Source organism: Streptomyces sp. NPDC048623, from assembly GCF_040650755.1.
Taxonomy (GTDB): Bacteria; Actinomycetota; Actinomycetes; order Streptomycetales; family Streptomycetaceae; genus Streptomyces.
Genome location: NZ_JBEZHV010000011.1, coordinates 90,731 through 113,823 on the forward strand (window position 1 = coordinate 90,731; position 23,093 = coordinate 113,823).

The following is a 23,093-nucleotide window of genomic DNA, read 5'->3' on the forward strand; positions in this document are numbered from 1 at the left end:
CGGACCGATGTCTAACCTGGTGAAATGCAGCTGGAGTTGAGGCATCTCGAAGCCGTCTGCCGGATTGCGGAAGCGGGCAGCCTGGGGCGCGCCGCGGCCCGGCTCGGGGTGTCCCAGCCGGCCCTCTCCGCCCAGCTGCGGCGGATCGAACGGGCCGCGGGCGGCGAGCTGTTCGTACGCGGCCGGCACGGCGTGGACCCGACGCCGCTCGGCGAGTTCGTGCTGTCCAAGGCGCGCCGGGTGCTCGGCGAGATGGACGCGCTCGCGGCCGGCGCGCGGGCGGCCGCACCGCATCCGACGCTGCGTCTCGGCTGCATCCTGCTCGTGCTGGTGGACCGGCTGATCGGGCGGCTGGAACAGGAGCTGGCGGGCCCGGAGATCGCGGTCAGCATCGAGCACTCGGTGACCACGCTCAGCCGGATGCTGGGCGCCGGGCAGTACGACGCGATCGTGTACGGGGAGGTGGCCGAGCACGAGGTGCCGCTGCCCGACGGGGTGGCGGCCCGCACCCTCATCCCGAAGGAGCCGTTCTGCGTGCGCCTCTCGGCGGCGCACCCGCTGGCCGGGCAGGACCGGATCGCGCTCGCGGACCTGGCGGGCGAGACCTGGATGACGCTGGTCGAGGACGACGACGGCGGCCCGGAGGCGCTGGTCGCGGCCTGTCGGCGGGCCGGGTTCACGCCGACGCTGCGGTACCGGATCGCCGACCGCAAGATGCACTACGACCTGATCGCGGCGGGCCGGGCGCTCTCGCTGAGCCAGCCGACGGCGCCGCCCGCCGAGGGCACCGTGCTGCGGCCGCTGGACGGCGACCCGATCACCGGCCGTATCCGCCTCGCCTGGAACCGGGCCGCGGTCTCCGAGCGGCGCGCGGCGCGGCTGTACCGGGCGGCGGGCCTGGCGTATCTGGACAACGTGCCGCACAACGCCTTCCACCGCGTGTGGTGGGAGGCCCGCCCGGAGCTGCACCCGGTGCTCGACTGAGCGGCGCCGGACCGTGCCCCGCGCGGGGGCGGCACCCGGAGGTCAGCCGAGTCGGCCGGCGGCGCCGTTCGTCTCGTACGGGGCGGGCGCGCCGCCGGCCTGGTCCTCTCCCTCGTCCCCCTCCCCGTCCTCCGCCGGGGTCTCGCCGTCGAGCTCGCGGGCCATCAGGGTGGCGCCGGCGACGGCGCCCGGCATCAGGAGCACGGCGACGAAGGGGATCAGGAAGGCGAGGGTGAGCGGTACGCCGAAGCCGAGGGCGACGGCCCGGCGGCCGCGCAGCATGCCGAGCCGCTCCTTGAACTCGACGCCACGGCGCTGGAGGGCGACGGCGGTGAGCTCCTCGGTGAGGAAGAAGCCGGAGACGCAGAAGCCGACGGCGGGGACGACGGTCTGGCCGGCGACCGGGATGAAGCCGGCGGCGAAGAGCAGGATGCCGTAGAACGCGACCCGCGCCAGGACCCGCAGGCTGTCGCGGGCGGAGATCCACAGCTCGCGCCAGAGGGGAAGCCCGGACTCGGGCACCTCGCCGCCCTCGGTGCGGTCGACCGCCTCGGAGAGGGACTCGTAGAAGGGCTGGCCGACCAGAAGGGTGACGGCGGTGAAGGTGATCACGGCGAGGAACAGGCCGAGCGCGAAGACCAGGAAGGTGAGCGCGCCGCGGAGCAGGCCCTGCCAGGGCGTGCCCCAGTCGTCGGCGAACGGGGTCGCCCAGGCCGTCAGGTCGTCCGCGCCGTAGCCGAGGCCGATCAGTGCCCCCACGTACAGGACGAGGGTGACGAGACCGGGCAGCAGCCCGAAGCCGAACCAGCGTCCGTGGCCGGCGACCCACTTCTGGCCGCGCAGCAGATAACCGAAACCCACCCCGAAATCACGCATGGCGATCACCCTAACGGCGAGACGCGCGGGGTACGAAGAAGGGCCGCACCCTGGTCGGTCAGGGTGCGGCCCCTCTTCAGTCTGCGGCCCCGAGGAGCGGGCGTCGAACTCAGACGGCGAGCTCGACCGTGATGTTGCCGCGGGTCGCCTTGGAGTACGGGCAGACCTGGTGGGCCTTCTCGATGAGGCCCTTGGCGGTCTCGGCGTCCACGTTCGGGATGCGCGCGGAGATCCTGACGATGATGCCGAAGCCCTCGTCGTTCCTGCCGATGCCGACCTCGGCGGTGACCGTCGAGCCGGCGATGTCCGCGTTCTCGTTGCGGGCGACGACGCCGAGGGCGCCCTGGAAGCAGGCGCTGTAGCCGGCGGCGAAGAGCTGCTCCGGGTTGGTGCCCTCGCCGGAGCCGCCCATGGCCTTGGGCGGGTTCACGACGACGTCGAGCCTGCCGTCGTCGGTGGCCACCCGGCCGTCGCGCCCGTTCTCGGCGGTGGCGACGGCGGTGTACAGGACGTCGGAGTGCTGAATCGACATGCTGCTGTCTTCCTTCTGCGGTTCGCCGCGACTCGCGCCCACGATCGCGACGGCTGGGGGAAGACTAACGGGTCGCCGAGACGATCATCTTTCCGGTGTTGTCGCCGCGGAGCATGCCGAGGAAGGCGTCCACGCCGTTCTCGATGCCCTCGACGAAGGTCTCGCCGTACTTCAGCTCGCCGGAGCGCAGCCAGCCGCCGACCTCCTGGACGAACTGCTGCTGCATCCCGTAGTGGTCGCCGACCAGGACACCCTGGAGACGCAGCCGCTTGCCGATGATCATGGCCATGTTGCGCGGTCCCGCCACCGGCTCGGTGTCGTTGTACTGCGCGATCATGCCGCAGATGGTGGCGCGGCCGTGCACGTTGAGCGTGGAGATCGCGGCCTCCAGGTGCTCGCCGCCCACGTTGTCGAAGTAGACGTCGATGCCGTCCGGGGCGGCCTCGCGCAGCTGGTCCTTGACCGGGCCGTTCTTGTAGTTGAAGGCGGCGTCGAAGCCGAGCTCCTCGACCAGCCACTTCACCTTCTCGTCGGAGCCGGCCGAGCCGATGACCCGGGAGGCGCCCTTGAGGCGGGCCATCTGGCCGACCTGGCTGCCGACGGCGCCGGCCGCGCCGGACACGAAGACGGCGTCGCCCTCCTTGAAGGAGGCGACCTCGAAGAGGCCCGCGTAGGCGGTGAGGCCGGTCATGCCGAGGACGCCGAGGTAGGCGGAGAGCGGGGCGAGCTCCGGGTCGACCTTGGTGGCGTGCTGGGCGGGCACGTCCGCGTACTCGCGCCAGCCGAGGCCGTGCAGCACGTGGTCGCCGACGGCGAAGCCCTCGGCGTTGGACGCGATGACCTCGCCGACCGCGCCGCCGTCCATCGGGCGGTCCAGCGTGAACGGCGGGACGTACGACTTCACGTCGTTCATGCGTCCGCGCATGTACGGATCGACCGAGAAGTGCAGGTTGCGCACGAGAATGCGGCCCTCGGCGGGCTCGGCGACCGGGGTCTCGCGGAGCGCGAAGTCCGCGGGCACGGGCCAGCCGTGCGGACGGGCGACGAGGTGCCACTCACGGCTGGACGCGGGAAGTACGGACATCGGCTGGGCCTCCGGATAAGGATCTCCCGGACCCCGGAAGGAGCCCTTGGGAAAGTTTCACTACCTGAAACAACCATGCGCCTGGATATTTCATGTTGTCAAGCATCGGAGTACGATGGTTCCCATGCCCACTCCTCCCCGCACACCACGCACGGACCCCCTGACCCGCGAGGTCGTGGAACTCATCGGCACGGTCGTGGCCCGCTACCACGAGGAGTACGAGGAGGCCGCCGCCGCCCACGCCCTCACCGGCGCCCAGGCCCGGGTCCTGGGGCTGCTCGCCCTGGAGCCCACGCCGATGCGGAAGATCGCCGAGCAGCTCAAGTGCGAGCCCTCGAACGTCACCGGCATCATCGACCGCCTGGAGTCCCGCGGTCTGGTCGAACGCCGCCCCGACCCCGCCGACCGCCGCGTCAAGGTCGCCGCCCCGACCGACGAGGGCCGCGAGACCGCCCGCGATCTCCGTGACTCCCTCCGCTTCGCCCGCGAGCCGCTGGGCGAGCTCACGGAGGTCGAGCGCACGCTGCTGCGCGACCTGCTGAAGCGGATGCTGGGCGAGGCGCCGACGGCGTAGGGCCTGCCTGGGCCGGGTCTACACGCACCACCACAGGAAGGGCGTGCACGTCGGTTCCGGGCTCGGGGAGGCCGTCGGAGCCGGCGCGCCCGACGAGGGTCCCGGGGCCGTGCCGCTCGCGGAGGGCGAGGCACTGCCGCTGCCGCTGGGCGTGGCGGAAGGTTTCCCCGGGCCGGCGGGCGTGGCCCCCGGCGAGGGCGTGGACCCGTCGCCCGTACCGGCACCGGAGCCCGTGCCCGTACCGGAACCCGTGCCCGTCCCCGTACCCGTGTCGCTGCCGTGCCCGCTGCCGCCGCCCGCGCGGGCGGAGCCACGGGCCGGACGAGGGGTGGTGGAGGGGCGGGCCGAGCCGGACTCGACCGGGCCGGGCCCGTCGGGTATCCCGGCGCTCTCCGAGGGCGTCGGCTGCTCGGGGTCGAGGGACTCCTCGGGAGCGTCCTCCTCCTGGACCGCGGTGGCCGCACCGCCGTCGCCCGGCTGTTCCAGGGCCAGCTTGGTCATCGTCAGCGAACCGGCCGCGAGCGCGAAGCCGAGCGTGCCGAGCAGGATCGTGCGGCCGCGCCGCGACCGCGCCCGGCGCCCGGCGTTCCGCCCGCCGTCACGCCCGGCGGATCTACCGCCCGACCTGCCGCCGCTCCTTCCGCCGCCGTCCTTGGCGCGGCGGCGCGCGGCGGCGCGCCCCTCGGCCGGGCGGGGCGGCTCGACCGGGTCCAGTTCGTAGCTGAACTCCGGTTCGACGGACGGCGGCGGGGTGGAGGCGACCGGTTCCGCGAGCGGCAGGAAGGACGTGGGGGATGTGGGGGGTGTGGGGGGAGCGAAGTACCGCAGCTCCTCGGCGGGGGTCCCGCAGCCCGCACAGGCCAGGGCGCCGTTGAGATGCCGTCGGCACTGGTGGCAGTAGTCCATGGCGCCCGCAGGCTATGCGTCATGAGGACCCGGCAGGTAGGCGCCGACGTGAGGATCCTGTGAGGAAACCGCAGGTCGGGGGCGTGCCGCCGTGATTCTCCCCCTTCGGGCAGGATGGGCGCATGACCCCTGGCGCCCCCATTTCCGCCCCCTTCGGGCCGCGCGATCTCCAGTTCGTCCTGCTCCGTCGGATGGCCGACCACCAGCCGGCTCTGGTCGACGACGCGCTGCGCGAACTCGGAGCCACGCACACCGAGATGCGCGAGGCGAACAGACGGTGGCAGGCGGGGGCGCACGCCCGGCGGGGGCCCGGCGAGTTCGACCGCTACCGCCGGGCGCTCGGCGAGCCGGAGGCCCGGCACCCGGTGCGGGGCGACGCGCTGCGCGGTGACGCGGAGGCCTGGCTGTGGCCGGTCCCCCTGTGGCCCGACCTCCGCTTCACGGTCCTCGTCGGACCGGGCCGCACCGTCTGGTCCCGCACCCTGACCAGGGCCCCGGGAGCGCCCGTACCGCCGCTGCGGACGGCGGAGGACCTGCGCCCGTGGGGGTGCACGATCGACGAGGTCTGGCGGGCGTTCCAGGAGGTCGAACCGCGTGAGGGGGTCGCGCCGACGCTCGCGCGCCTCGACTTCACGCTGCCCGACGGGACGCGGTGCGCGGCGGAGTTCGCGTGGGGTCTGCTCCAGCGCCGGGTCCCGCCGCTGCCGTCGTACGAGGCGCGCACGCGACCACCCGGCCGCCCCGCCCGGCCCGATCGCCCGGCGTGAAGCCATGACCATGACCTGACGTTCCGTCAGCGATTCCCGGCGTGTCGTCACCCCCGGGCGGCTCAGCTCAGCGCGCGCCCCGCACGGGGCGGCAGCACGATGCCAACAGGACCGCGCTCTCCCGCGGGTCCGCCTCGCCCGTGCCAGCACCGCACTCCGGAGGACCGCCGTGACCGTCAGCCTTGATCAGTTGCGCCGCTGCCATGTCGCCGTCGACCTGGGCGCCGCCCGCACTAGGGTCTTCGTCAAGGGCGCCGGCCTCGTCGTCGACGAGCCGTCCGTCGCCGCCGTGAACACCCGCACCGGCGCGCTGATCGCCGTCGGCGCGCTCGCCGAGAAGATGACCGGCCGCACCCCCGACTACATCCGGGTGGTCCGGCCCGTCTCCGGCGGCACCGTCGTCGACATCGAGATGGCGCAGCGGATGCTCCGTCATCTCCTCGGCGACAAGCTCCGCCGCCAGCTGCGCCGCAAGCCGCGGCTCCGCGCCGCCGCCTGCACCCCGCACGACAGCGACCCGCTCGCCCAGCGCGCCGCCGTGGAGACCCTGGTCGGCCTGGGCGCGCGCCGGGTGGAGCTCGTCGACACCCTGATCGCCGCGGCCGTGGGCTGCGGCCTCCCCGTCGAGCAGCCGACCGCCACCATGATCCTGGTGTGCGGGGCGGCCACCACCCAGGTCGCCGTGCTCTCGCTCGGCGCGATCGTGACCGCCGAGCGGATGCCGGTCGGCGGCGACGCCATCGACCACGCCGTCATCCAGCACCTGCGCCACCAGCACGAACTGATGCTGCCGAGCCAGTCCGTCCGCCCGCTGCAGGTCGCGCTGCACGGCAACGGCCTGACGGTGCAGGGCCCCACCTTCACCGAGATCCACGGCCGTGACGTGGCCACCGGTCTCGCCCGCTCGGTGACCGTCGACACCGCCGCCGTCCGCGAGGCCATCCAGACCCCGCTGACCGCCGTCCTCGACGGCATCGGCAAGGTGCTCCGCGACTGCCCGCCCGACCTCGTGGCCGACCTCGCCGACCGCGGCATCATGATGGTCGGCGGCAGCGCCCTGCTGCCGGGCCTCGACCAGATGCTGCGCGAGGCGACCGGCATGCCCGTGCACATCGCCGAACGGCCCGACGTGTGCGCCGTGCTGGGCCTCGGCGCGATGCTGGAGGGCCGTGTCCAGCCCCTCGTCCTCGATCCGCTGGCCGAAACCAGCGAGGCCGAGTAGGCACTTGAACGGCGCTTGGGTGTTTTGTACGACAATGAGCCCATGCCGATCATGGACGAGGACGCGCAGGGGCCCGCGGGCCCCCAGGAGTACGAGGCCGAGGGCGCCGGCGCGTCCGCGGGCGCGGAGCCCGTACCGCGGCTGCCCATGCTCCTGGAGGCCGTCCTCAGCGTCGGCAGCGCGCTCGAACTGCGGCCCACCCTCCAGCACGTCGTGGACATCGCGACCGCGCTGACCGGCGCCCGCTACGGCGCGCTCGGGGTCCTCGACCCCGAGCGGCGCCGGATCACCGAGCTGTTCACGTCCGGCATGAGCGCGGAGGAGCGGGCCCGCATCGGACGCCTCCCCGACGGCCACACCGGACTGCTCGGCGTCCTCGTCCAGGACCCGCAGCCGCTGCGGCTCGACGACCTGACCGCCGACCCGCGCTCCTGCGGGATGCCCGAGGGGCATCCGCCGATGCGGTCCTTCGTCGGTGTGCCGATCCGCGTGCACACCGAGGTCTTCGGCAACCTCTACCTCACCGACAAGCGGACCGGCCCCTTCACCGAGGCGGACCTGGCGTTCCTCCGGGTCCTCGCCACCCAGGCCGGCATCGCCATCGGCAACGCCCGCCTCTACGAGACCGCCCGCCGGCGCGAACGCTGGATCGAGGGCGCGGCCGCCGTCACCACCGCGCTGCTCGCCGGAAAACCGGCCCAGGACGCCCTGACGACCGTCGCCGAACGGGCCAGACTGCTCGCCGACGCCTCGGCCGGGATGGTGCTCCAGCCCACCGAGGAGGGCGGCATGGAAGTCGTCGCCGCCTCCACGGCGACCGACGGGCCCGAGGGCGGCCCGGGCGAGCCCGGCGCACCCGGCGTCCCCGACGAGCCCGAAGCCCTCGCCGAGCCGGGCGAAACCGGCGGCCCCGGCGAGCCCGCCACCCCCCGCGGTGCCGGCAGCCTCGTCGGGACCGTCATCGCGCCCGGTTCCCCCGTCCTGGCCCAGCTGCTCGGCGGCGAACCCGTGTTCATCGAGGACTCGGCCACCGATCCCCGGATGACCGCTCCCCTCCGCGGCCGCTTCGGTCCGTCGATGATGCTGCCGCTGCGGAGCGGCGGGAAGCTCATCGGCACCCTCGCGCTTCCCCGCCGCCGCGGTGGCCGCCCGTACAGCGCCGCCGACCGGCTGCTCGCCTCCCAGTTCGCCTCCCAGGCGGCGCTCGCGCTCGTCCTCGCCGACGCGCAGCACGACCGCGAGCAGCTCGCCGTCTACGAGGACCGCGACCGGATCGCCCGCGACCTGCACGATCTCGTCGTGCAACGGCTCTTCGCCACCGAGATGATGCTGGAGTCGACCCGCCGCCGGGCCGCCGTGCCGGAGGTGGACACCCTGCTCGGGCGCGCGGTCGACGAGCTGGACCTCACCATCCAGGAGGTCCGCACCACGATCTTCGCGCTCCAGCAGCCGCCCGCCGACGCGCCCGCGTCCTTCCGCGGCCGGGTGCTGCGCGAGACCGGCGGCGCGGCGGCGCTGCTCGGTTTCCAGCCGTCCGTGCATTTCACCGGCACCGTCGACGCCCTCGCCGAGGAGGCCGACGCCGACCAACTACTCGCCGTCCTCCGCGGCGCGCTCGCCGCGGCCCACCGGCGGGCCGGCGTCGGGGCGGTGACGGTCGACGTGACCGCGGACGAGGAGGGCCTGCGGCTGCGGGTGACGGACGACGGGCGGCCGCCGGCCGTCGTGACCTGGCCCTGACCCGTCACCATGCGCGCCGCGACGCCCCTCGGGCCCTCGTACGGAGCAGTCCCGCGCGCCCCGCCCCCACCCCGGATCTTGACTGAAGAGGTGACCACCGAGAAGATCCCCGCGGCCGCCTACCGCAATCTGGCCATGGCCACGATCGGCTTCACGCTCACCTTCTGGGCCTGGAACCTGATCGCGCCGCTCGCCAGCTGGTACGGGGACCGGCTCTCGCTGAGCTCCTTCCAGCAGTCGCTGCTCGTCGCCGTCCCCGTCCTGGTCGGCTCGCTCGGCCGGATCCCGGCGGGGGCGCTCACCGACCGGTACGGCGCGCGGCTGATGTTCCCGCTGGTGTCGGCGCTCACCATCGTGCCCGTCCTGCTGCTGACCGTGGTCAAGGACTCGTACGGTCTGATGCTGGCCGTCGGCTTCCTCCTCGGTCTCGGCGGCACGACGTTCGCCATCGGCATCCCGCTGGTCAACTCCTGGTTCCCGCCCGCCAAGCGCGGCTTCGCCCTCGGTGTCTTCGGCATGGGCATGGGCGGTGTGGCGCTGTCCGGCTACTTCACCCCGCGGATCGCCAAGCACGGCGAGAACCTGCCGTTCTTCGTGGTCGCCCTCGCCCTCGCCGCGTTCTCCGTGCTCGGCGCCCTGCTGCTCTCCGACCGGCCGGACCGGCCCGTGCCCTCCGCCTCGCTCGGCCACCGGCTCGGGCAGGCCGGGCGGCTGCGGGTCACCTGGGAGCTGGCGGCGCTGTACGCGATCGGCTTCGGCGGAATCGTCGCGTTCGGTGTCTACCTGCCCACGTATCTGAAGACCTGGTACGAGCTCGACCCGACCGACGCGGGCACCAAGGCGGCCGGATTCGCCCTGGTCACGGTCGTCTTCCGGCCGTTCGGCGGCTGGGTCTCGGACCGGGTCCACCCGGCCCTGGTGACCGCCGTCGCGCTCGGCGTCGTCGCGCTGCTCGCCATCGTCCAGGCCTTCGACCCACCCCTGAACCCCGGCGGCACGATCGCCCTGCTCATCATGGCGGCCGGCCTCGGCACCACCAGCGGCGCGGTCTTCGCGCTCGTCTCCAAGGTCACCCCGCAGCCGCAGGTCGGCAGCGTCACCGGCATCGTCGGCGCGATGGGCGGGCTCGGCGGATTCGTGCCGCCGCTGGTCATGGGCGCGATCTACAGCGCCAAGAGCTCGTACTCGATCGGCTTCATGCTGCTGTCCGACCTGGCGCTCGCCGGCTGCGTGTACGCGTACGGGCGGATGCGCAACGTCCGGCCGCCCGAGGGCGGGGACGCGGCGCCCGACGTGAGCAAGGTCGCAGCGCGCCGTCCCTGACGCCTGGGCAGAATTCCCGGCATGAGCGCCCTCTTCCCGGCCCTGAAGACATCCGACCGGCCCGCGCTGCGGTTCGGCGCCGACACGCTGACGTACGAGGAACTGGCGCGCGCCGCCGGAGCCCTGGCGGTGCGACTGCTCGCCGCCGGCGGTGCCACCGGCCGGGTCGCCGTCTGGGCGACGCCGACGGCTCGGACGGCGGTCGGCGTGGTCGCCGCGCTGCTCGCCGGCGTGCCGGCGGTGCCGCTGAACCCGCGGATCGGGGAGCGCGAACTGGCGCACATCCTCGGCGACGCGCGGCCCGGCGCGGTGCTCGCCGCGGCCGGGGACGAGCTGCCGGAGGGTCTGGCGGAGCTGCCGCGGATCGACGTGGAGACCGAGGTCCCGTACTTCACCCCGGTCAGCGCCGCCTTCGCCTTCTCCGGAGGACCGGACGATCCCGAGACCCCCGCCCTGATCGTCTACACCTCCGGCACCACCGGCCCGCCGAAGGGCGTCCTGCTGTCCCACCGCGCGATCGCCGCGTCCCTCGACGCGCTCGCCACGGCCTGGGAGTGGACCGGCGAGGACGTCCTGGTCCACGGCCTTCCGCTCTTCCACGTGCACGGCCTTGTGCTCGGGATCCTCGGCCCGCTGCGACGCGGCGGCGAGGTGCGCCACCTCGGGAGCTTCACGGTGGAGGGCGTCGCGAAGGAACTGGGCAAGGGCGGCGGCACGATGCTGTTCGGCGTGCCGACCATGTACCACCGCATCGCGGAGGCCCTCCCCCACGACCCCGCGCTCGTGCGGTCCCTGACGGAGGCCCGGCTGCTCGTGTCCGGTTCGGCGGCACTGCCGGTGCACGACCACGAGCGGATCACGGCGGCGACGGGGCGGACGGTGGTCGAGCGTTACGGCATGACCGAGACGCTCATGCTGTGTTCTGTGGGGGTCGACCCCCACACCCCCGCGTCCATCCCCGTCGGCTCGGGCCCGCGCCCCGGCTCCGTGGGGCTGCCGCTCGACGGCGTCGAGCTGCGGCTCGTGGAGGAGGACGGCTCCGTACTGCCGGTGTTCGACGGCGAGACGGTCGGCGAGGTCCAGGTGCGGGGCCCGAACCTGTTCAGCGCGTATCTGAACCGGCCGGACGCGACGGCGGCGGCCTTCGCGGAGGGCGGCTGGTTCCGCACCGGTGACATGGCGGTGCGGGAACCCGACGGCTCTGTGCGGCTCGTGGGCCGCAAGGCCACCGACCTCATCAAGAGCGGCGGCTACAAGATCGGCGCCGGAGAGATCGAGAACGCGCTCCTGGACCACCCGGGAGTTCGCGAGGCCGCCGTCACCGGCGCCTCCGACCCGGACCTGGGCGAACGGATCGTGGCCTGGATCGTCCCCACCGACCCGGCCGCCCCGCCCGCCCCCGACGCCCTCGCCTCCCACGTCGCGGCCCTCCTCGCCCCGCACAAGCGCCCCCGCGAGGTCCACTACCTCGACGCCCTGCCCCGCAACGACATGGGCAAGATCCTCAAGAAGGCGCTCCAGGAGCCGACCGATGGCTGAGCGCCTCTCCGCCCGCGCGGCGATCACCCTGGTGACGGACGACTTCACACCCCTGCCCGCGCCCCCGCCGGGCGGCGACGACCCCCTCGGCTGGGACGGTTACGACGCCTCCCGCGCCCGGGCCGCCCAGCGGACCGGGGAGGACGAGTCCGTCGTCTTCGGGACCGCGACCGTGGGCGGACTGCGCTGCGTGCTCGTCGTGTTCGAGTTCGGGTTTCTCGGGGGGTCGCTCGGGCGGGTGGCCGGGGATCGCCTGGTGGCCGCGTACGGGGCGGCGGGCACGCTGCGGCTGCCGCTGGTGTCGCTGGTCGCGACCGGGGGGAGCCGGATGCAGGAGGGCATGATCGCGCTCACCCAGCTCCAGCGGGTCGCCGCCGCGGCCGTGCGGTTGCGGGCGGCGGGGCTGCCGCATGTCACCGTGCTGCGCGATCCGGCCACCGGCGGGGGCTGGGCGACCGTCGGGGCCGGGGCCGATGTCGTCCTCGCGCTGCCCTCGGCACAGGTGGCGTTCGCCGGGTCGCGGGTACGGCCGGTGGACGCCGACCCCGCCGCGTACACCGCGGAGGACCAGCATGCGCACGGGCATGTCGACGCGCTGGTCCGGCCCGAGAGTCTGCGCGAGACGGTCGCGTTGTGGCTGCGGCTGCTCACCCCGGAGCCCGGGGAGGCCGGGGAGCCCGCGGCCGCTCCCCCGCCGCGCGCGGCGCGTGAGCACGATCTGCCGGCCACCGGCTGGGACGCGGTGCGGGCGGCCCGCGCGCCCGGGCGGCCGCGGGCCGGGGCCTACCTGGACGCGTACTTCGACGTACGGGCGCCGATCCGCGGGGACCGGGCCGGTGGGGTGGACCCCACCGTGGAGTGCGGGTTCGGGGTGCACGAGGGGCGGGCGGTGGCGTACGCGGCGCAGTTGGGCGGGGCGACACGGCCGGCCGGGTTCCGGACGGTGGCGCGGCTCGCGCGGCTCGCGGACCGGCTCGGCATCCCGGTCCTCACGCTGATCGACACGCCGGGCGCGGCCAATGACGCGGAGGCGGAACGGGCGGGGGCCGGTCCCGCCATCGCGGAGGCGTTCACGGCGCTCGCCGAGGCCCGCACACCGGTGACGTCGCTCCTCGTCGGCGAGGGCGGTTCGGGAGGGGCGCTCGCGCTCGCCGCGCCCGGCAACACCTGGGTCACGCCGGACGGCTACTTCTCGGTGATCGCGCCCGAGCTCGCCGCGCAGATCCTCAAGCGCACCCCGGACCAGGTCCCGGAGACCGCCGACCAGCTGCGGCTCCGCCCGCAGGACCTGGTGGCGCTGGGTGTCGTACGCGGCATCGTCGGCAGGACCTGAAAGGGCCCTCCGCACGGGGAAGGCCCCCTCGGAAGCGAGGGGGCCTTCCCGCAGTGACGACGGCGGACGCTCAGGCCACGTCCGTGTCGCCCATGCACACGCTGAAGTCGCCGCAGACGACGACCGTGTGGTCCACCACGGTCACGGTGTCGCCGTCGGACTCACCGTCGTACCCGTAGGCGAGGGCCGTGCCCGAGCCGGAGAGGACGACGGCGGCGGCCAGGGCGGCCGTGGCGAGGAACTTGCGCATGAAAAACCTCCTGAAGAGCGGAGTTGCTCAGACCGGAGCCTTACCCGGGCATAGGCCCGCGGCAAGGACACACGCCCGGACACCGCCCCGGGACGACCCGTTCGGGGGGCGCGTGGCCACTTCACGCCCACCGCTCGGATGACCCGCGGTTCACGGCGTCGGGTGCAGGGCGTCGTAACGGCGGAAGTCCTTCCCGTACCAGGCGAGCAGGCCGATGGCGAGGACGCAGGCGAGACCGCCGCCGGTGATCGCGAGGGCCGGGGAGGTGAGGTCGGCGACCGAGCCGGCCAGGAAGTCGCCGAGCCGCGGCCCGCCCGCGACGACCACGATGAACACGCCCTGGAGCCGGCCGCGCATCTCGTCCGGGGCCGCGACCTGGAGCATCGTGTTCCGGAAGATCATCGAGACGGTGTCGGAGTACCCGGCGGCGGCGAGCAGGAGCAGCCCGAGCCAGAGGTTCCGGGTGAGGCCGAAGAGGGCGATGGCGGTGCCCCAGGAGGCGACCGAGAGCAGGATCGCCTGCCCGTGGTGCCGGATCCGGCCCTGCCAGCCGGAGAACACCCCGCCGAGCAGCGCGCCGAACGCCGGTGCGGCGACGAGCAGTCCGGTGGTCCTGGCGTCCCCGCCGTACCAGAGCACGGCCACGGCCGGGAACAGCGCACGCGGGTGGGCGAGGATCATCGCGCAGAAGTCGGAGAAGAACGTCATGCGCAGATTGGGGCGGGTGGCGAGGAAGCGCAGCCCGTCGAGGACCGAGGCGCGCTTGGCTCCGGCCCCCTCGACGCGCTCGGGCAGCATCGAGGGCAGCCGCCACATCGCGTAGAGGGAGGCGGAGAAGGCGATGGCGTCGATGAGGTACGCGGTCTGGTAGCCGGCCAGACCGACCACGACGCCGCCGAGGCTGGGCCCGACGAGGGTGCCGAAGGTCGTGGTCATGGAGTTGAGCGCGTTGGCGGCGCGCAGCTGCTCGGGCGGCAGCAGGCGGGGGATCATCGAGCTGCGGGCGGGCGCGTTGAGCGCGGCGCAGACGGCCTGGAGGGCGACGATCCCGTACAGGAACCAGACCCGGTGGAAGCCGGCGTACGCGGCGACGCAGAGCGCGACGGAGAGCGCGGCGAGGCCGATGGAGCTGGCGAGCCCGAGTCTGCGGCGGTCGAGGGTGTCGGCGATGGCGCCGCCGTAGAGACCGAAGACGACCAGCGGGACGAGGGAGAAGAGCCCGACGAGACCGACCGCGAACGGCGAGCGGGTGATGTCGTAGACCTGGAGGGAGATGGCGAGGGTCGTCATGCCCTGGCCGACCCAGGTGACGGAGTTGCCGAACCAGAGGCGGCGGTAGTCGGCGGAGGTACGGAGCGGGGTGAGGTCGGCGAAGAGCCGACGCCGCTCGGGCTCGGGCTCGGACCCGGTCGCGTGCCCGGTCCCGGAGGCGGCGGCCTGCCCGGGGCCGGCCTGCCCGGGGCCGGCCTCCTGGGTGGCGCTCACGCGGCGTCGGCCGTGGCCGTGAGGTCCCAGTGCAGCTCGGGGCGGGCCCAGTGGATGTGCCCGGCGGGCCGGACGGTGCCGGTGCGGCGGGCTCCGGTGCGCAGGTAGAACTCCTCGGCGGGCGGGTGGGCGACGACCCGGATCGCGTCGAGTCCGGCGGCCCGGCCCTCGGCGATCATGTGCGTCATGAGCATGCGGCCGATGCCGAGGCCCTGGGCGTGGTCGGCGACGAAGGCGAGGTCGAGTTCGGCCTCGTCGAGGAGGAGCGCGTAGAAGCCGAGGACCAGGCCGTCCGCGTCGACGGCGACGTGGACCGGGTGGTGCTCGATGTACGCAGCGCCGACCTGGTAGCCGTCGACCATGGACGCGTACTCACCGGTGTAGGCGCCGGAGGTGCGGACGAGCCGGGTGAGCCGCCTGGAGTCGGCGGCGGTGGCGCGCCGCAGGGTGATGTCGCGCGGGGGCGTGGGCAAGGGCATGGACGCAGTCTAGGACTGACACCGTCCCCGGATCCTTACATTTGGATGTCGGATACAGGGACCGCGCTATTCGGCGACCGCCACGCACCGGGCCACGTCGTCCGGATCGACGGCGTCGAGGCGGGTGGCGAGGGCGTTCAGCCGGTCGCGCAGCTCCACGATCTCGCCGAGGTCGAGCCCGGTCGCGGCGGCGATCCCGCGCGGCACGCCCAGGGCCTTCTCGCGCAGCGCGGTGCCCTCGGGGGTGAGGCGCACGGTCACGGAGCGCTCGTCCTCGGCGCTGCGCCGCCGCTCGACGTAGCCGGCCGCCTCCAGGCGCTTGAGCAGCGGCGACAGGGTGCCGGAGTCGAGCTTGAGCCGCTCGCCGATGCCCTTGACCGGCAGCTCGCCGTGCTCCCAGAGCACGAGCATCACCAGGTACTGGGGGTAGGTGAGCCCGAGCTCCCTGAGCGCGCCGCGGTAGACGCCGTTGAAGGCGCGCGAGGCGGCGTGCAGGGAGAAGCAGATCTGGCTGTCGAGCCGGAGGAAGTCCTCGTCCATGCCTCCCAGGGTACGGGAGACCTGCATCACACGCGATTAAGTTGTGCACAACTTAATCGCACGCTACAAATGAATGCAGGGCGGCACGATCCCGCCCGCCTCCTCGGACAGGAACGGAAGAACTCATGGACGCCATCTACACCGCCGTCGCCACCGCCAACGGCCGCGAGGGCCGCGCCGTCAGCTCCGACGGTCTGCTCGACCTCCCGCTCGCCCACCCGGTCGCGCTCGGCGGCAACGGCCAGGGCACCAACCCGGAGCAGCTCTTCGCCGCCGGCTACGCGGCCTGTTTCGCGAGCGCCATGGGCGTGGTGGCCCGCCAGGAGAAGATCGACATCTCCGAGGCGTCGGTCACCGCCGAGGTCTCCATCGGCAAGGACGCGGCGGACGGCGGCTTCGGCCTGGCGGTCGTGATGCGCGCCGAGTTCCCGGACCACCTGCAGGGCGAGGCGGGCCGCGCGCTCCTGGAGAAGACCCACGCGTTCTGCCCGTACTCGAAGGCGACCCGCGGCAACATCAAGGTCGACCTCGTCGTCGAGTAGTCACACGCCAGTCAACGGTCCCGAGTGGACTTCTGTTGACAATCGTCCTCCCCCGGGGTGCAGTTGACCCCGGGGGAGTTCGCTTGTGGGTTTTCGCGTTCGGGCACGGGGGATTCGCCGAACGTACGACGGGCAGTCATGGGGCGGCCGCCGGGCCGTGGTCCGCGGGCGCTCTTCTTGGGGCGCTCGTGGCCGGCCCCGCCGGCTCCGCACCGCGCCCCTGTCCGCTCACGTCCCGGAGGACGACTCCCCCATGGCCGACCTCAACCGCCGCCGGTTCCTGCAACTGGCGGGCGGCACCGCCGCGTTCACCCTGTTGTCCGACAGCATCGCCCGCGCCGCGTCCATACCCGCGCAGGGCACCACCGGCACCGTCCAGGACATCGAGCACATCGTGGTCCTGATGCAGGAGAACCGTTCGTTCGACCACTACTTCGGCGCCCTGAAGGGCGTCCGCGGCTTCGGCGACCCGCGCCCGGTGACCCTGCCCAGCGGGAAGCCGGTCTGGAACCAGGAGGACAACTTCGGGAACACCACGCTGCCCTTCCGGCCCGCCAGCGACAAGCTGGGCATGGAGTACCTCCAGGGCCTGAACCACGACTGGCAGGGCGGCCAGAGCGCGTGGAACAAGGGCAAGTACAACAACTGGATCCCGGCCAAGACCAAGGCCACCATGGCGCACCTCACCCGTGACGACATCCCGTTCCACTACGCGCTCGCCGACGCCTTCACCATCTGCGACGCGTACCACTGCTCGTTCATCGGCGCGACCGACCCGAACCGCTACTACATGTGGACCGGGTACGTCGGCAACGACGGCACCGGCGGCGGCCCCGTCCTCAACAACGCCGAGGCGGGCTACGGCTGGACCACCTACCCCGAGCGCCTGGAGGCGGCGGGGGTCTCCTGGAAGATCTACCAGGACGTCGGCGACGGCCTGAACGCGGGCGGCTCGTGGGGCTGGATCAACGACGCCTTCCGCGGCAACTACGGCGACAACTCCCTCCTCTACTTCAACAACTACCGGAACGCCCAGCCCGGGAACCCGCTCTACGACAAGGCCCGCACCGGCACCGACGCCAAGGCGGGCGAGGGCTACTTCGACGTCCTGCGCGCCGACGTGCAGGCCGGCCGGCTGCCGCAGATCTCCTGGATCGCCGCACCCGAGGCCTTCTCGGAGCACGCCAACTGGCCCGCCAACTACGGCGCCTGGTACATCGCGCAGGTCCTCGACGCGCTGACCTCGAACCCGGACGTGTGGGCCCGTACCGCCCTGTTCATCACGTACGACGAGAACGACGGCTTCTTCGACCACGTGGTCCCGCCGTTCGTCCCGAAGGACGCCTCCTGGGGCAAGTCCACGGTCGCCACCTCCCTGGACTGGTTCCCCGGCAAGATCGGCTACGCGTCCGGGCCCTACGGCCTCGGCCCGCGCGTCCCGATGATCGTCGTCTCGCCCTGGTCGACCGGTGGCTACACCTGCTCGGAGACCTTCGACCACACGTCGGTCATCCGCTTCATGGAGACCCGCTTCGGCGTGCGCGAGCCCAACATCTCCCCGTGGCGGCGCGCGATCTGCGGCGACCTGACCTCCGCGTTCGACTTCACGCGTACGGACACGCAGGCCGCCCCGCTCCCGGCGACCGCCGGCTACTACCCGCCGGACAAGAACCGCCACCCCGACTTCCTGGCCACCGCCCCGGCCGTCGGCACCATGCCCCGCCAGGAGCCGGGCAGCAAGCCCACCCGCCCGCTGAAGTACGCCCCGTACGTCGACGGCGCCGCCGACACCACGGCCGGCACCTTCACCCTCACCTTCAGCGGCGGCCCGGCGGCGGGCGCGCAGTTCTACGTGACCTCGGCGAACCGTACGGACGTGCCGTGGACGTACACGGCGGAGGCGGACAAGTCGATCGCCGACACCTGGAACACCAAGTACAGCAGCGGCCTCACCGACCTCACCGTCCACGGCCCGAACGGCTTCCTGCGCCGCTTCCGCTCCCCCGGCAAGACGGCGGTCCCGGAGGTACGGGCCCGCCACAACGCGGCGACGGGCGCCCTGGACCTGACGTTCACGAACCCGGGCAGCACGGCCACGGTGACCGTCACCAACACCTACGGCGGCACGCCGGCGACCCTGTCCGTCCCGAAGGGCGCGACGGTCACCCACACCGTCCCGCTGTCCGCCTCCGCCCGCTGGTACGACGTCAGCATCACGTCCTCGGCGACGGCGGACTACCTCCGCCGCCTGGCGGGCCATGTGGAGACGGGTGCGGCGGGCACGACGGACCCGGGCATCCTGACGTACTAGGCAGTACTGGGCAGTACTGGGCATGTGACGGCGGGGCGGATGAGGGAATGAGACGCGGGCTCATCCGCCCCGGCGGCCGGTCCTGCTCCTGACGGGCGTCCTCACGGCGATCACCTTCACGGCGCTGCTCGACACGCCGACGTCCTGAGAAGTGTCCGGCTATCGTCGGCGTCATGCGACCAGAGGTGATCTTCTTCGACCTGGGGGACGTGGTCTGCCGGTTCCACCCGGAGCGGCGGCTGGCCGCGCTGGGTGAGGCCTGCGGCCTGGGCGCCGGCGAGCTGCGGCAGGCGCTGTACGAGTCCGGGCTCGTCGCCCGCTGGGACCGCGGCCTCGCCTCGGCCACGGAGATCCACGCCACGCTGGAGCGGGAGCTCGGCTACGCGGGCGGCCCCGCGGCGCTCCACGAGCTCTGGTGCAGCGCCTTCGAGCCCGACGACCGGGTCCTCGCCCTGGTGGACCGCCTCCACCCGCTGCGTACGGCCCTGCTCACCAACAACGACGCCCTGCTCCTCGAAGCGCTCCCCGACGTGCTCCCCCAGATCGCCGCCCGCTTCGAGCCCCTGCTCTTCTCCTGCATGCTGGGCGCCACGAAGCCCGCCCCGGCCGCGTTCACGCGGGCGCTCGAACTCGTGGGCTGTTCCCCGGACGCCGCCGTCTTCGTCGACGACAAGGCCGCGAACGTCGCCGGGGCCGAGGCCGTGGGCATCACGGGCCTGCACTTCACCGGCGCCGACACCCTTCACGCCGCCCTGGACGCCCTTCTCGGACCGTCCTGATCCGCCGCCCGCCGCACACCGCCGCACACCGCCGCTCAGCCGAAGCGGCCCTCCACGTAGTCCGCGGTGCGCCGGTCCCGCGGGCTCGAGAACATCGCGTCCGTGGGGCCGTGTTCGACGATCACGCCCGGGGTGGCCTGCTCCGCGAGGAAGAAGGCGCACTGGTCGGAGACCCGGGCCGCCTGCTGCATGTTGTGGGTGACGATCACGATGGTGACCTCGTCCGCGAGTTCCCGGATCGTCTCCTCGATCCGCCGGGTCGACGTGGGGTCGAGCGCCGAGCACGGTTCGTCCATCAGCAGGATCCGCGGCCGGACGGCCAGCGAACGGGCGATGCACAGCCGCTGCTGCTGGCCGCCGGAGAGCGCGCCGCCCGGCTGGCGCAGCCGGTCGCGGACCTCCTTCCACAGCCCGGCCCGGGTCAGGCACTCCTCCACGAGCAGGTCCCGGTCGCCGGCGGAGACCCGGACGCCGGTCAGCTTCAGACCCGCCGTGACGTTGTCGTACACCGACATCGCCGGGAAGGGGTTCGGCTTCTGGAAGACCATGCCGATGTCACGGCGGGCCTCGGTGAGCCGCCGCCCGCGCGCGTAGATGTCGTCACCGTCCAGGAGCACCTCGCCCGCGAGCTCGGCGCCCGGGATCAGTTCGTGCATCCGGTTGAGGATGCGCAGGAAGGTCGACTTGCCGCAGCCGGAGGGCCCGATGAGCGCGGTGACCAGGCCCGCGGGCATGCTCAGCGAGACCCGGTTGAGGACCTTGCGGGGCCCGAACCAGGCGGAGAGGGAACGTGCGTCCAGATGGGAAGCCACGACTGTCCTTTGTCCTTACAGGAGGTTGGGAAGGAGGAGCACCGCCCGGTCGCCGGCCGTGAGGCCGAGCGCGACGAGGACGGGGAAGCCGACCAGCCAGACGTGCGCGCGGGGCACCCGCGACCGCGCCCAGACCAGCACCGCCGCCGCGAGGAGCAGCGCCTGCGCCCACAGCACCAGTGGGATCCAGGCCGAGGACTGGCCCGCGAGCGGGAGTTCGTCGGCCGGGACCCGGCCGAAGCGGAAGGCGGGGACGGCTCCCGGCTGGGGCGGGGAGATCAGCTCCGCGTCGACCAGGAGGACCCCGTCCGGGCGGTACGGGGAGCCGGTCGCGGTCATCAGCGTCAGCCGGCCCGTCCCGGCCTGGAGGGCGGGCGGCCGGGGGTCGCCCGCCCTCCGGACCCCGGTCACCCGGTAGGTGTGCTCGCCCTGGCCGGTGGTGACCCCGATCGACTCGCCGGGCTGCAGGCTCTCCAGGTTCCGGAACGGCCCCCCGTACCCCGCCCGGCGGCCCATGACGATGCTGTTGCCGGGCTGACCGGGCAGCACCGTGTCGCGGCGGTGCCCGGGACCGGCGGCGAGCACCTCGGCGGAACTGCCCTCCCGGATCACCTCCCTCACCCCGAGCTGGGGGATCGTCAGGAGCGCGACGGGGGTGCCCGGTTCGATGGACGGGCCGACCGGCGTGGTGGCGCCGGCCAGCGTGCCGCGCAGATCGGCGTAGCCGACGCGGCGGTCCCGCTCCTGGCGGAGCTCACCGAGCGGGCCGACCTCGGCGACGAAGCCGAGCAGCAGCGCGCCCAGGATCGCCAGGGCGCCGCCGACGGTCCACAGCCGGCTGGAGCGGGGGGCCCGCCCGGCGGCGGGGGCGGGACGCACGTCCACGGGGGTGAGGGTGGCTGTCATCGGGTGCCGAAGGTGATCAGTCCGCGGCGGCGGGCCCAGCGGACGGCGAAGGTGCCGGCGGCCACGAGGGCGGCCGCGAGCAGCCCGAGCAGCAGCGGGTCGGCGCCGGTGTGGGCCAGTCCGCCGCCTCCGTGGCCGCCGGTGGTGCCGGTGGTGCCGGTGGTGCCGGTGGTGCCGCCGCCGGTCGTGCCACCCGCGCCGGAGGAGCCGGTGCCGGGGTCGGTGGCCGAGGGGGTGCCCGTGGTGGGCCGGATGCTGGTGGAGACGCCGACCGTGTCGCCCCCGGTCGCGGTCGCGGTCGCGGTCGCGGAGTCGGTGGCGGTCGGGGTCGGAGTCGCGCTCGTCGACGGCGAGGAGGTGTCGGTCGGCGTCGGGGTGGCCGTACCGGTGGGGGTCGCCGTGGACGTGGGCGTGCCGGTCGGGGTGCCCGTCGGGGTGCCGGTCGGGTGCGGGCCCGCCGGGTCGGTGGTCCGGTAGACGGTGCCGGAGGTGAACCAGAGGGAGCCGGTGAACTCCCCGTACGTCTGGGTGCCGAAGGCCTTCCGGCAGATCACCGTCAGGTCGTACCTGCCTTCAAGGGTGGTGAACCCGGCCTCGTTGGCGTAGTCCCGCATGGTCATGGTCAGCGGCACGACGAAGCCGGTGCCGGCGGGGTCCTGCCCGTAGGTGGTGAGGGGCGCGTTGCCGACGACGTTCTTGCCCTCGGCCGGGAAGCCCTTGCCGGTGACCGTCACGATGACGTGGGTGGCGGGCGCCGGGCAGGCGCCCGAGGTGGTCAGGGCGATGCTGGTGTCGTCGGCGCCCTCGCCCGGGGTGATCCGGGCGGTGCCCAGCGGGGCGGCCGTGGCGGTCGGCACGGTGAGGAGGCCGACGCCGGCGAGGGACGCGGCCACGGCGAGGGCCACGCCGGTCGCGGCCCGCCCCGAGAGGCGGGTGAAGCGGGTGAACTGCACGATGAGCTCCTTGTCGGGAGTGTCGGGCGCCTCGGGGTTCTCGGCGGACTTCTTCGGGGACACGGCCGTCTCGGGCCGCCCGCGCCGCTTCCGCCGCGACCGCCACCGCCACACCACGCCCGCGATCAGCAGCAGGAGCAGGCCGAGCGCCGTCCACGGCACGGTCCACAGCCCCACCGAGCGGGTCAGCGAGGGCAGCTTGGGGTCGACGCCGTCCCGGGTCACCACCGGCTGTACGGAGACGACGGCGGAGGCGTGGAAGAGCGGCGCGATCCCCTCGGCCTCGGCGGTGACGGTCAGGGCGCTGCCGGGGAGCAGTTCGCCGAGGTCGCGGGCGCCGGTGGCGGTGACCGAGGAGTCGAAGAGGCCGTTGACGCGGACGGCCTGGCGGGCGCCGAGGCGCATGTTCCCGGTGTTGCGAACGGTGTAGGTGACCGTGGCCGTGCCGGCGGCGAAGGGGTTGAGGCTGCCGTGGTACTCGGCGTGGACGTCGTCCACGGTCAGCTCCGGGTGGACGGTGCCCGCCACCCGCAGATAGACGCGGGCTCCGACGCGCTGGTCGAGCCGGACCTGGTTGCCCTGCGCGTCCTTGCCGGTGCCGGAGAGCGAGGCGACGATGCCTCCGGTGTGGTCGCCGGGGGTGACGTCGCGCGGCACGGCCAGCGTGAACGGGACGATGACCCGGCCCTTGGGCGGCACGGTCACCTTGTTCTTCGCGAGCTTGATCCAGCTTCCGGCGTCGGTCGGCTTCGCACCGGCGGGGAGCAGGTCGAAGCCGCCGTCGACGGTGTTGACGGCGTCGCTCGCGTAGACGGCGAGGGTCAGCGGCTCGGAGCCGTAGTTCAGCAGGGCGATCTGGTCGCGGAGGCCGGCGCCGCCGGTGACTCCGTACGAGAAGTGGGGCCGCTGGTCGGGCTTCTTCGGGCCGGAGGGCTGGACGCCGAAGACGGCCTTCGTGGCCTGCTTCTTGTCGTTCTTCCTGTCCTCGGCGGGCACGGCGGGCACGGCGGCCGTGGCCGTACCCGGCAGGAGTACGAGGAGCAGGGCCGGGAGCAGCAGCAAAAGCAGGCCGAGCGCGCCGGTCCGGCGGGCGGGGCGGAGGTGAGCGGTCATGACGGGTCTCCAGAGGTCAGGGGCGGGGCGGAACCGCGGCGCG

Annotated in this window: 22 protein-coding genes; 11 read left to right on the forward strand and 11 right to left on the reverse strand. The window is 73.6% G+C overall.

The window, feature by feature from the left end; all coding sequences use genetic code 11:
- The first annotated feature begins 24 nt into the window (after window positions 1-24).
- On the forward strand, window positions 25-984 hold the full coding sequence (locus AB0C73_RS18055) for a LysR family transcriptional regulator (RefSeq protein WP_362530687.1): 960 nt from the start codon (window positions 25-27) through the stop codon (window positions 982-984).
- A gap of 42 nt (window positions 985-1,026) precedes the next feature.
- Here AB0C73_RS18055 and AB0C73_RS18060 read toward each other — a convergent pair whose 3' ends face one another.
- From AB0C73_RS18060 to AB0C73_RS18070, 3 genes are all read right to left on the reverse strand, one after another.
- Window positions 1,027-1,860: an EI24 domain-containing protein gene (locus AB0C73_RS18060; RefSeq protein ID WP_362530690.1), complete on the reverse strand. Its 834-nt coding sequence runs from the start codon at window positions 1,858-1,860 to the stop codon at window positions 1,027-1,029.
- 109 nt (window positions 1,861-1,969) lie between these two features.
- Window positions 1,970-2,392, reverse strand: a complete 423-nt coding sequence (locus AB0C73_RS18065; protein WP_362530693.1) for an organic hydroperoxide resistance protein — start codon at window positions 2,390-2,392, stop codon at window positions 1,970-1,972.
- Window positions 2,393-2,456: 64 nt separating this feature from the next.
- Window positions 2,457-3,476 (reverse strand): NADP-dependent oxidoreductase, encoded by a 1,020-nt coding sequence (locus tag AB0C73_RS18070; RefSeq protein ID WP_362530696.1) that lies wholly within the window; start codon window positions 3,474-3,476, stop codon window positions 2,457-2,459.
- A gap of 124 nt (window positions 3,477-3,600) precedes the next feature.
- Between AB0C73_RS18070 and AB0C73_RS18075 the strand changes: the two genes are divergently transcribed.
- On the forward strand, window positions 3,601-4,050 hold the full coding sequence (locus AB0C73_RS18075) for a MarR family transcriptional regulator (protein ID WP_362530699.1): 450 nt from the start codon (window positions 3,601-3,603) through the stop codon (window positions 4,048-4,050).
- 18 nt (window positions 4,051-4,068) lie between these two features.
- On the opposite strand, the gene AB0C73_RS18080 is transcribed toward AB0C73_RS18075, so the two are convergent.
- Window positions 4,069-4,956, reverse strand: a complete 888-nt coding sequence (locus AB0C73_RS18080) for a hypothetical protein (RefSeq protein WP_362530701.1) — start codon at window positions 4,954-4,956, stop codon at window positions 4,069-4,071.
- A 122-nt stretch (window positions 4,957-5,078) separates the two neighbouring features.
- Between AB0C73_RS18080 and AB0C73_RS18085 the strand changes: the two genes are divergently transcribed.
- The 6 genes from AB0C73_RS18085 to AB0C73_RS18110 all read left to right on the forward strand — a co-directional run bounded on the left by AB0C73_RS18085 (window position 5,079) and on the right by AB0C73_RS18110 (window position 12,880).
- Window positions 5,079-5,723, forward strand: coding sequence for a hypothetical protein (locus tag AB0C73_RS18085; RefSeq protein WP_362530703.1), 645 nt, complete (start codon window positions 5,079-5,081; stop codon window positions 5,721-5,723).
- 169 nt (window positions 5,724-5,892) lie between these two features.
- Window positions 5,893-6,945 carry a rod shape-determining protein gene (locus AB0C73_RS18090; RefSeq protein ID WP_362530706.1) on the forward strand — a complete coding sequence of 351 codons (1,053 nt, stop codon included), beginning with the start codon at window positions 5,893-5,895 and terminating at the stop codon, window positions 6,943-6,945.
- Window positions 6,946-7,092: 147 nt separating this feature from the next.
- Window positions 7,093-8,685 (forward strand): GAF domain-containing protein, encoded by a 1,593-nt coding sequence (locus tag AB0C73_RS18095; protein ID WP_362530999.1) that lies wholly within the window; start codon window positions 7,093-7,095, stop codon window positions 8,683-8,685.
- 135 nt (window positions 8,686-8,820) lie between these two features.
- Complete coding sequence (locus AB0C73_RS18100) at window positions 8,821-10,008, forward strand: NarK/NasA family nitrate transporter (protein WP_362531002.1); 1,188 nt, start codon at window positions 8,821-8,823, stop codon at window positions 10,006-10,008.
- 21 nt (window positions 10,009-10,029) lie between these two features.
- Window positions 10,030-11,547 carry an acyl-CoA synthetase gene (locus AB0C73_RS18105; protein WP_362530708.1) on the forward strand — a complete coding sequence of 506 codons (1,518 nt, stop codon included), beginning with the start codon at window positions 10,030-10,032 and terminating at the stop codon, window positions 11,545-11,547.
- Window positions 11,540-12,880, forward strand: a complete 1,341-nt coding sequence (locus AB0C73_RS18110) for a carboxyl transferase domain-containing protein (protein WP_362530711.1) — start codon at window positions 11,540-11,542, stop codon at window positions 12,878-12,880. The genes AB0C73_RS18105 and AB0C73_RS18110 overlap by 8 nt, the downstream gene beginning before the upstream one ends.
- A gap of 70 nt (window positions 12,881-12,950) precedes the next feature.
- Here AB0C73_RS18110 and AB0C73_RS18115 read toward each other — a convergent pair whose 3' ends face one another.
- From AB0C73_RS18115 to AB0C73_RS18130, 4 genes are all read right to left on the reverse strand, one after another.
- On the reverse strand, window positions 12,951-13,130 hold the full coding sequence (locus AB0C73_RS18115) for a hypothetical protein (RefSeq protein WP_362530713.1): 180 nt from the start codon (window positions 13,128-13,130) through the stop codon (window positions 12,951-12,953).
- A gap of 150 nt (window positions 13,131-13,280) precedes the next feature.
- Complete coding sequence (locus AB0C73_RS18120; protein ID WP_362530716.1) at window positions 13,281-14,615, reverse strand: MFS transporter; 1,335 nt, start codon at window positions 14,613-14,615, stop codon at window positions 13,281-13,283.
- Entirely contained in the window at window positions 14,612-15,094 is a 483-nt protein-coding gene (locus AB0C73_RS18125; RefSeq protein WP_362530718.1) for a GNAT family N-acetyltransferase, read from the reverse strand. Before AB0C73_RS18125 ends, AB0C73_RS18120 begins: the two co-directional genes overlap by 4 nt.
- Window positions 15,095-15,160: 66 nt before the next feature.
- Complete coding sequence (locus AB0C73_RS18130) at window positions 15,161-15,634, reverse strand: MarR family transcriptional regulator (RefSeq protein WP_362530721.1); 474 nt, start codon at window positions 15,632-15,634, stop codon at window positions 15,161-15,163.
- Between the two features lie 125 nt (window positions 15,635-15,759).
- Here AB0C73_RS18130 and AB0C73_RS18135 point away from each other — a divergent pair, with 125 nt between their 5' ends.
- The 3 genes from AB0C73_RS18135 to AB0C73_RS18145 all read left to right on the forward strand — a co-directional run bounded on the left by AB0C73_RS18135 (window position 15,760) and on the right by AB0C73_RS18145 (window position 19,266).
- Window positions 15,760-16,176: an organic hydroperoxide resistance protein gene (locus tag AB0C73_RS18135; RefSeq protein WP_362530724.1), complete on the forward strand. Its 417-nt coding sequence runs from the start codon at window positions 15,760-15,762 to the stop codon at window positions 16,174-16,176.
- Between the two features lie 253 nt (window positions 16,177-16,429).
- Window positions 16,430-18,487, forward strand: a complete 2,058-nt coding sequence (locus AB0C73_RS18140) for a phosphocholine-specific phospholipase C (RefSeq protein WP_362530726.1) — start codon at window positions 16,430-16,432, stop codon at window positions 18,485-18,487.
- Window positions 18,488-18,660: 173 nt separating this feature from the next.
- Window positions 18,661-19,266 carry an HAD family phosphatase gene (locus AB0C73_RS18145; protein WP_362530729.1) on the forward strand — a complete coding sequence of 202 codons (606 nt, stop codon included), beginning with the start codon at window positions 18,661-18,663 and terminating at the stop codon, window positions 19,264-19,266.
- A gap of 35 nt (window positions 19,267-19,301) precedes the next feature.
- Here the strand turns inward: AB0C73_RS18145 and AB0C73_RS18150 are convergent, their stop codons facing one another.
- The 3 genes from AB0C73_RS18150 to AB0C73_RS18160 are packed head-to-tail and all read right to left on the reverse strand — an operon-like array spanning window position 19,302 to window position 23,050.
- Complete coding sequence (locus tag AB0C73_RS18150; protein WP_362531005.1) at window positions 19,302-20,066, reverse strand: phosphate ABC transporter ATP-binding protein; 765 nt, start codon at window positions 20,064-20,066, stop codon at window positions 19,302-19,304.
- Between the two features lie 27 nt (window positions 20,067-20,093).
- Window positions 20,094-20,984, reverse strand: coding sequence for a class E sortase (locus AB0C73_RS18155; protein WP_362530732.1), 891 nt, complete (start codon window positions 20,982-20,984; stop codon window positions 20,094-20,096).
- Window positions 20,981-23,050, reverse strand: coding sequence for a DUF916 domain-containing protein (locus tag AB0C73_RS18160; RefSeq protein WP_362530734.1), 2,070 nt, complete (start codon window positions 23,048-23,050; stop codon window positions 20,981-20,983). Before AB0C73_RS18160 ends, AB0C73_RS18155 begins: the two co-directional genes overlap by 4 nt.
- Between the last annotated feature and the right edge of the window lie 43 nt (window positions 23,051-23,093).

Excerpts from the sequence above, each read along its gene's own strand:
- AB0C73_RS18145 (WP_362530729.1), top strand. The coding sequence starts at position 18,661 with ATGCGACCAGAGGTGATCTTCTTCGACCTGGGGGACGTGGTCTGCCGG.
- AB0C73_RS18110 (WP_362530711.1), top strand. The coding sequence starts at position 11,540 with ATGGCTGAGCGCCTCTCCGCCCGCGCGGCGATCACCCTGGTGACGGAC.
- AB0C73_RS18075 (WP_362530699.1), top strand. The coding sequence starts at position 3,601 with ATGCCCACTCCTCCCCGCACACCACGCACGGACCCCCTGACCCGCGAG.
- AB0C73_RS18105 (WP_362530708.1), top strand. The coding sequence starts at position 10,030 with ATGAGCGCCCTCTTCCCGGCCCTGAAGACATCCGACCGGCCCGCGCTG.
- AB0C73_RS18160 (WP_362530734.1), bottom strand. The coding sequence starts at position 23,050 with ATGACCGCTCACCTCCGCCCCGCCCGCCGGACCGGCGCGCTCGGCCTG.
- AB0C73_RS18055 (WP_362530687.1), top strand. The coding sequence starts at position 25 with ATGCAGCTGGAGTTGAGGCATCTCGAAGCCGTCTGCCGGATTGCGGAA.
- AB0C73_RS18115 (WP_362530713.1), bottom strand. The coding sequence starts at position 13,130 with ATGCGCAAGTTCCTCGCCACGGCCGCCCTGGCCGCCGCCGTCGTCCTC.
- AB0C73_RS18140 (WP_362530726.1), top strand. The coding sequence starts at position 16,430 with ATGGCCGACCTCAACCGCCGCCGGTTCCTGCAACTGGCGGGCGGCACC.
- AB0C73_RS18100 (WP_362531002.1), top strand. The coding sequence starts at position 8,821 with ATGGCCACGATCGGCTTCACGCTCACCTTCTGGGCCTGGAACCTGATC.
- AB0C73_RS18155 (WP_362530732.1), bottom strand. The coding sequence starts at position 20,984 with ATGACAGCCACCCTCACCCCCGTGGACGTGCGTCCCGCCCCCGCCGCC.
- AB0C73_RS18085 (WP_362530703.1), top strand. The coding sequence starts at position 5,079 with ATGACCCCTGGCGCCCCCATTTCCGCCCCCTTCGGGCCGCGCGATCTC.
- AB0C73_RS18065 (WP_362530693.1), bottom strand. The coding sequence starts at position 2,392 with ATGTCGATTCAGCACTCCGACGTCCTGTACACCGCCGTCGCCACCGCC.
- AB0C73_RS18070 (WP_362530696.1), bottom strand. The coding sequence starts at position 3,476 with ATGTCCGTACTTCCCGCGTCCAGCCGTGAGTGGCACCTCGTCGCCCGT.
- AB0C73_RS18125 (WP_362530718.1), bottom strand. The coding sequence starts at position 15,094 with ATGCCCTTGCCCACGCCCCCGCGCGACATCACCCTGCGGCGCGCCACC.
- AB0C73_RS18130 (WP_362530721.1), bottom strand. The coding sequence starts at position 15,634 with ATGGACGAGGACTTCCTCCGGCTCGACAGCCAGATCTGCTTCTCCCTG.
- AB0C73_RS18095 (WP_362530999.1), top strand. The coding sequence starts at position 7,093 with ATGCTCCTGGAGGCCGTCCTCAGCGTCGGCAGCGCGCTCGAACTGCGG.
- AB0C73_RS18060 (WP_362530690.1), bottom strand. The coding sequence starts at position 1,860 with ATGCGTGATTTCGGGGTGGGTTTCGGTTATCTGCTGCGCGGCCAGAAG.
- AB0C73_RS18135 (WP_362530724.1), top strand. The coding sequence starts at position 15,760 with ATGGACGCCATCTACACCGCCGTCGCCACCGCCAACGGCCGCGAGGGC.
- AB0C73_RS18080 (WP_362530701.1), bottom strand. The coding sequence starts at position 4,956 with ATGGACTACTGCCACCAGTGCCGACGGCATCTCAACGGCGCCCTGGCC.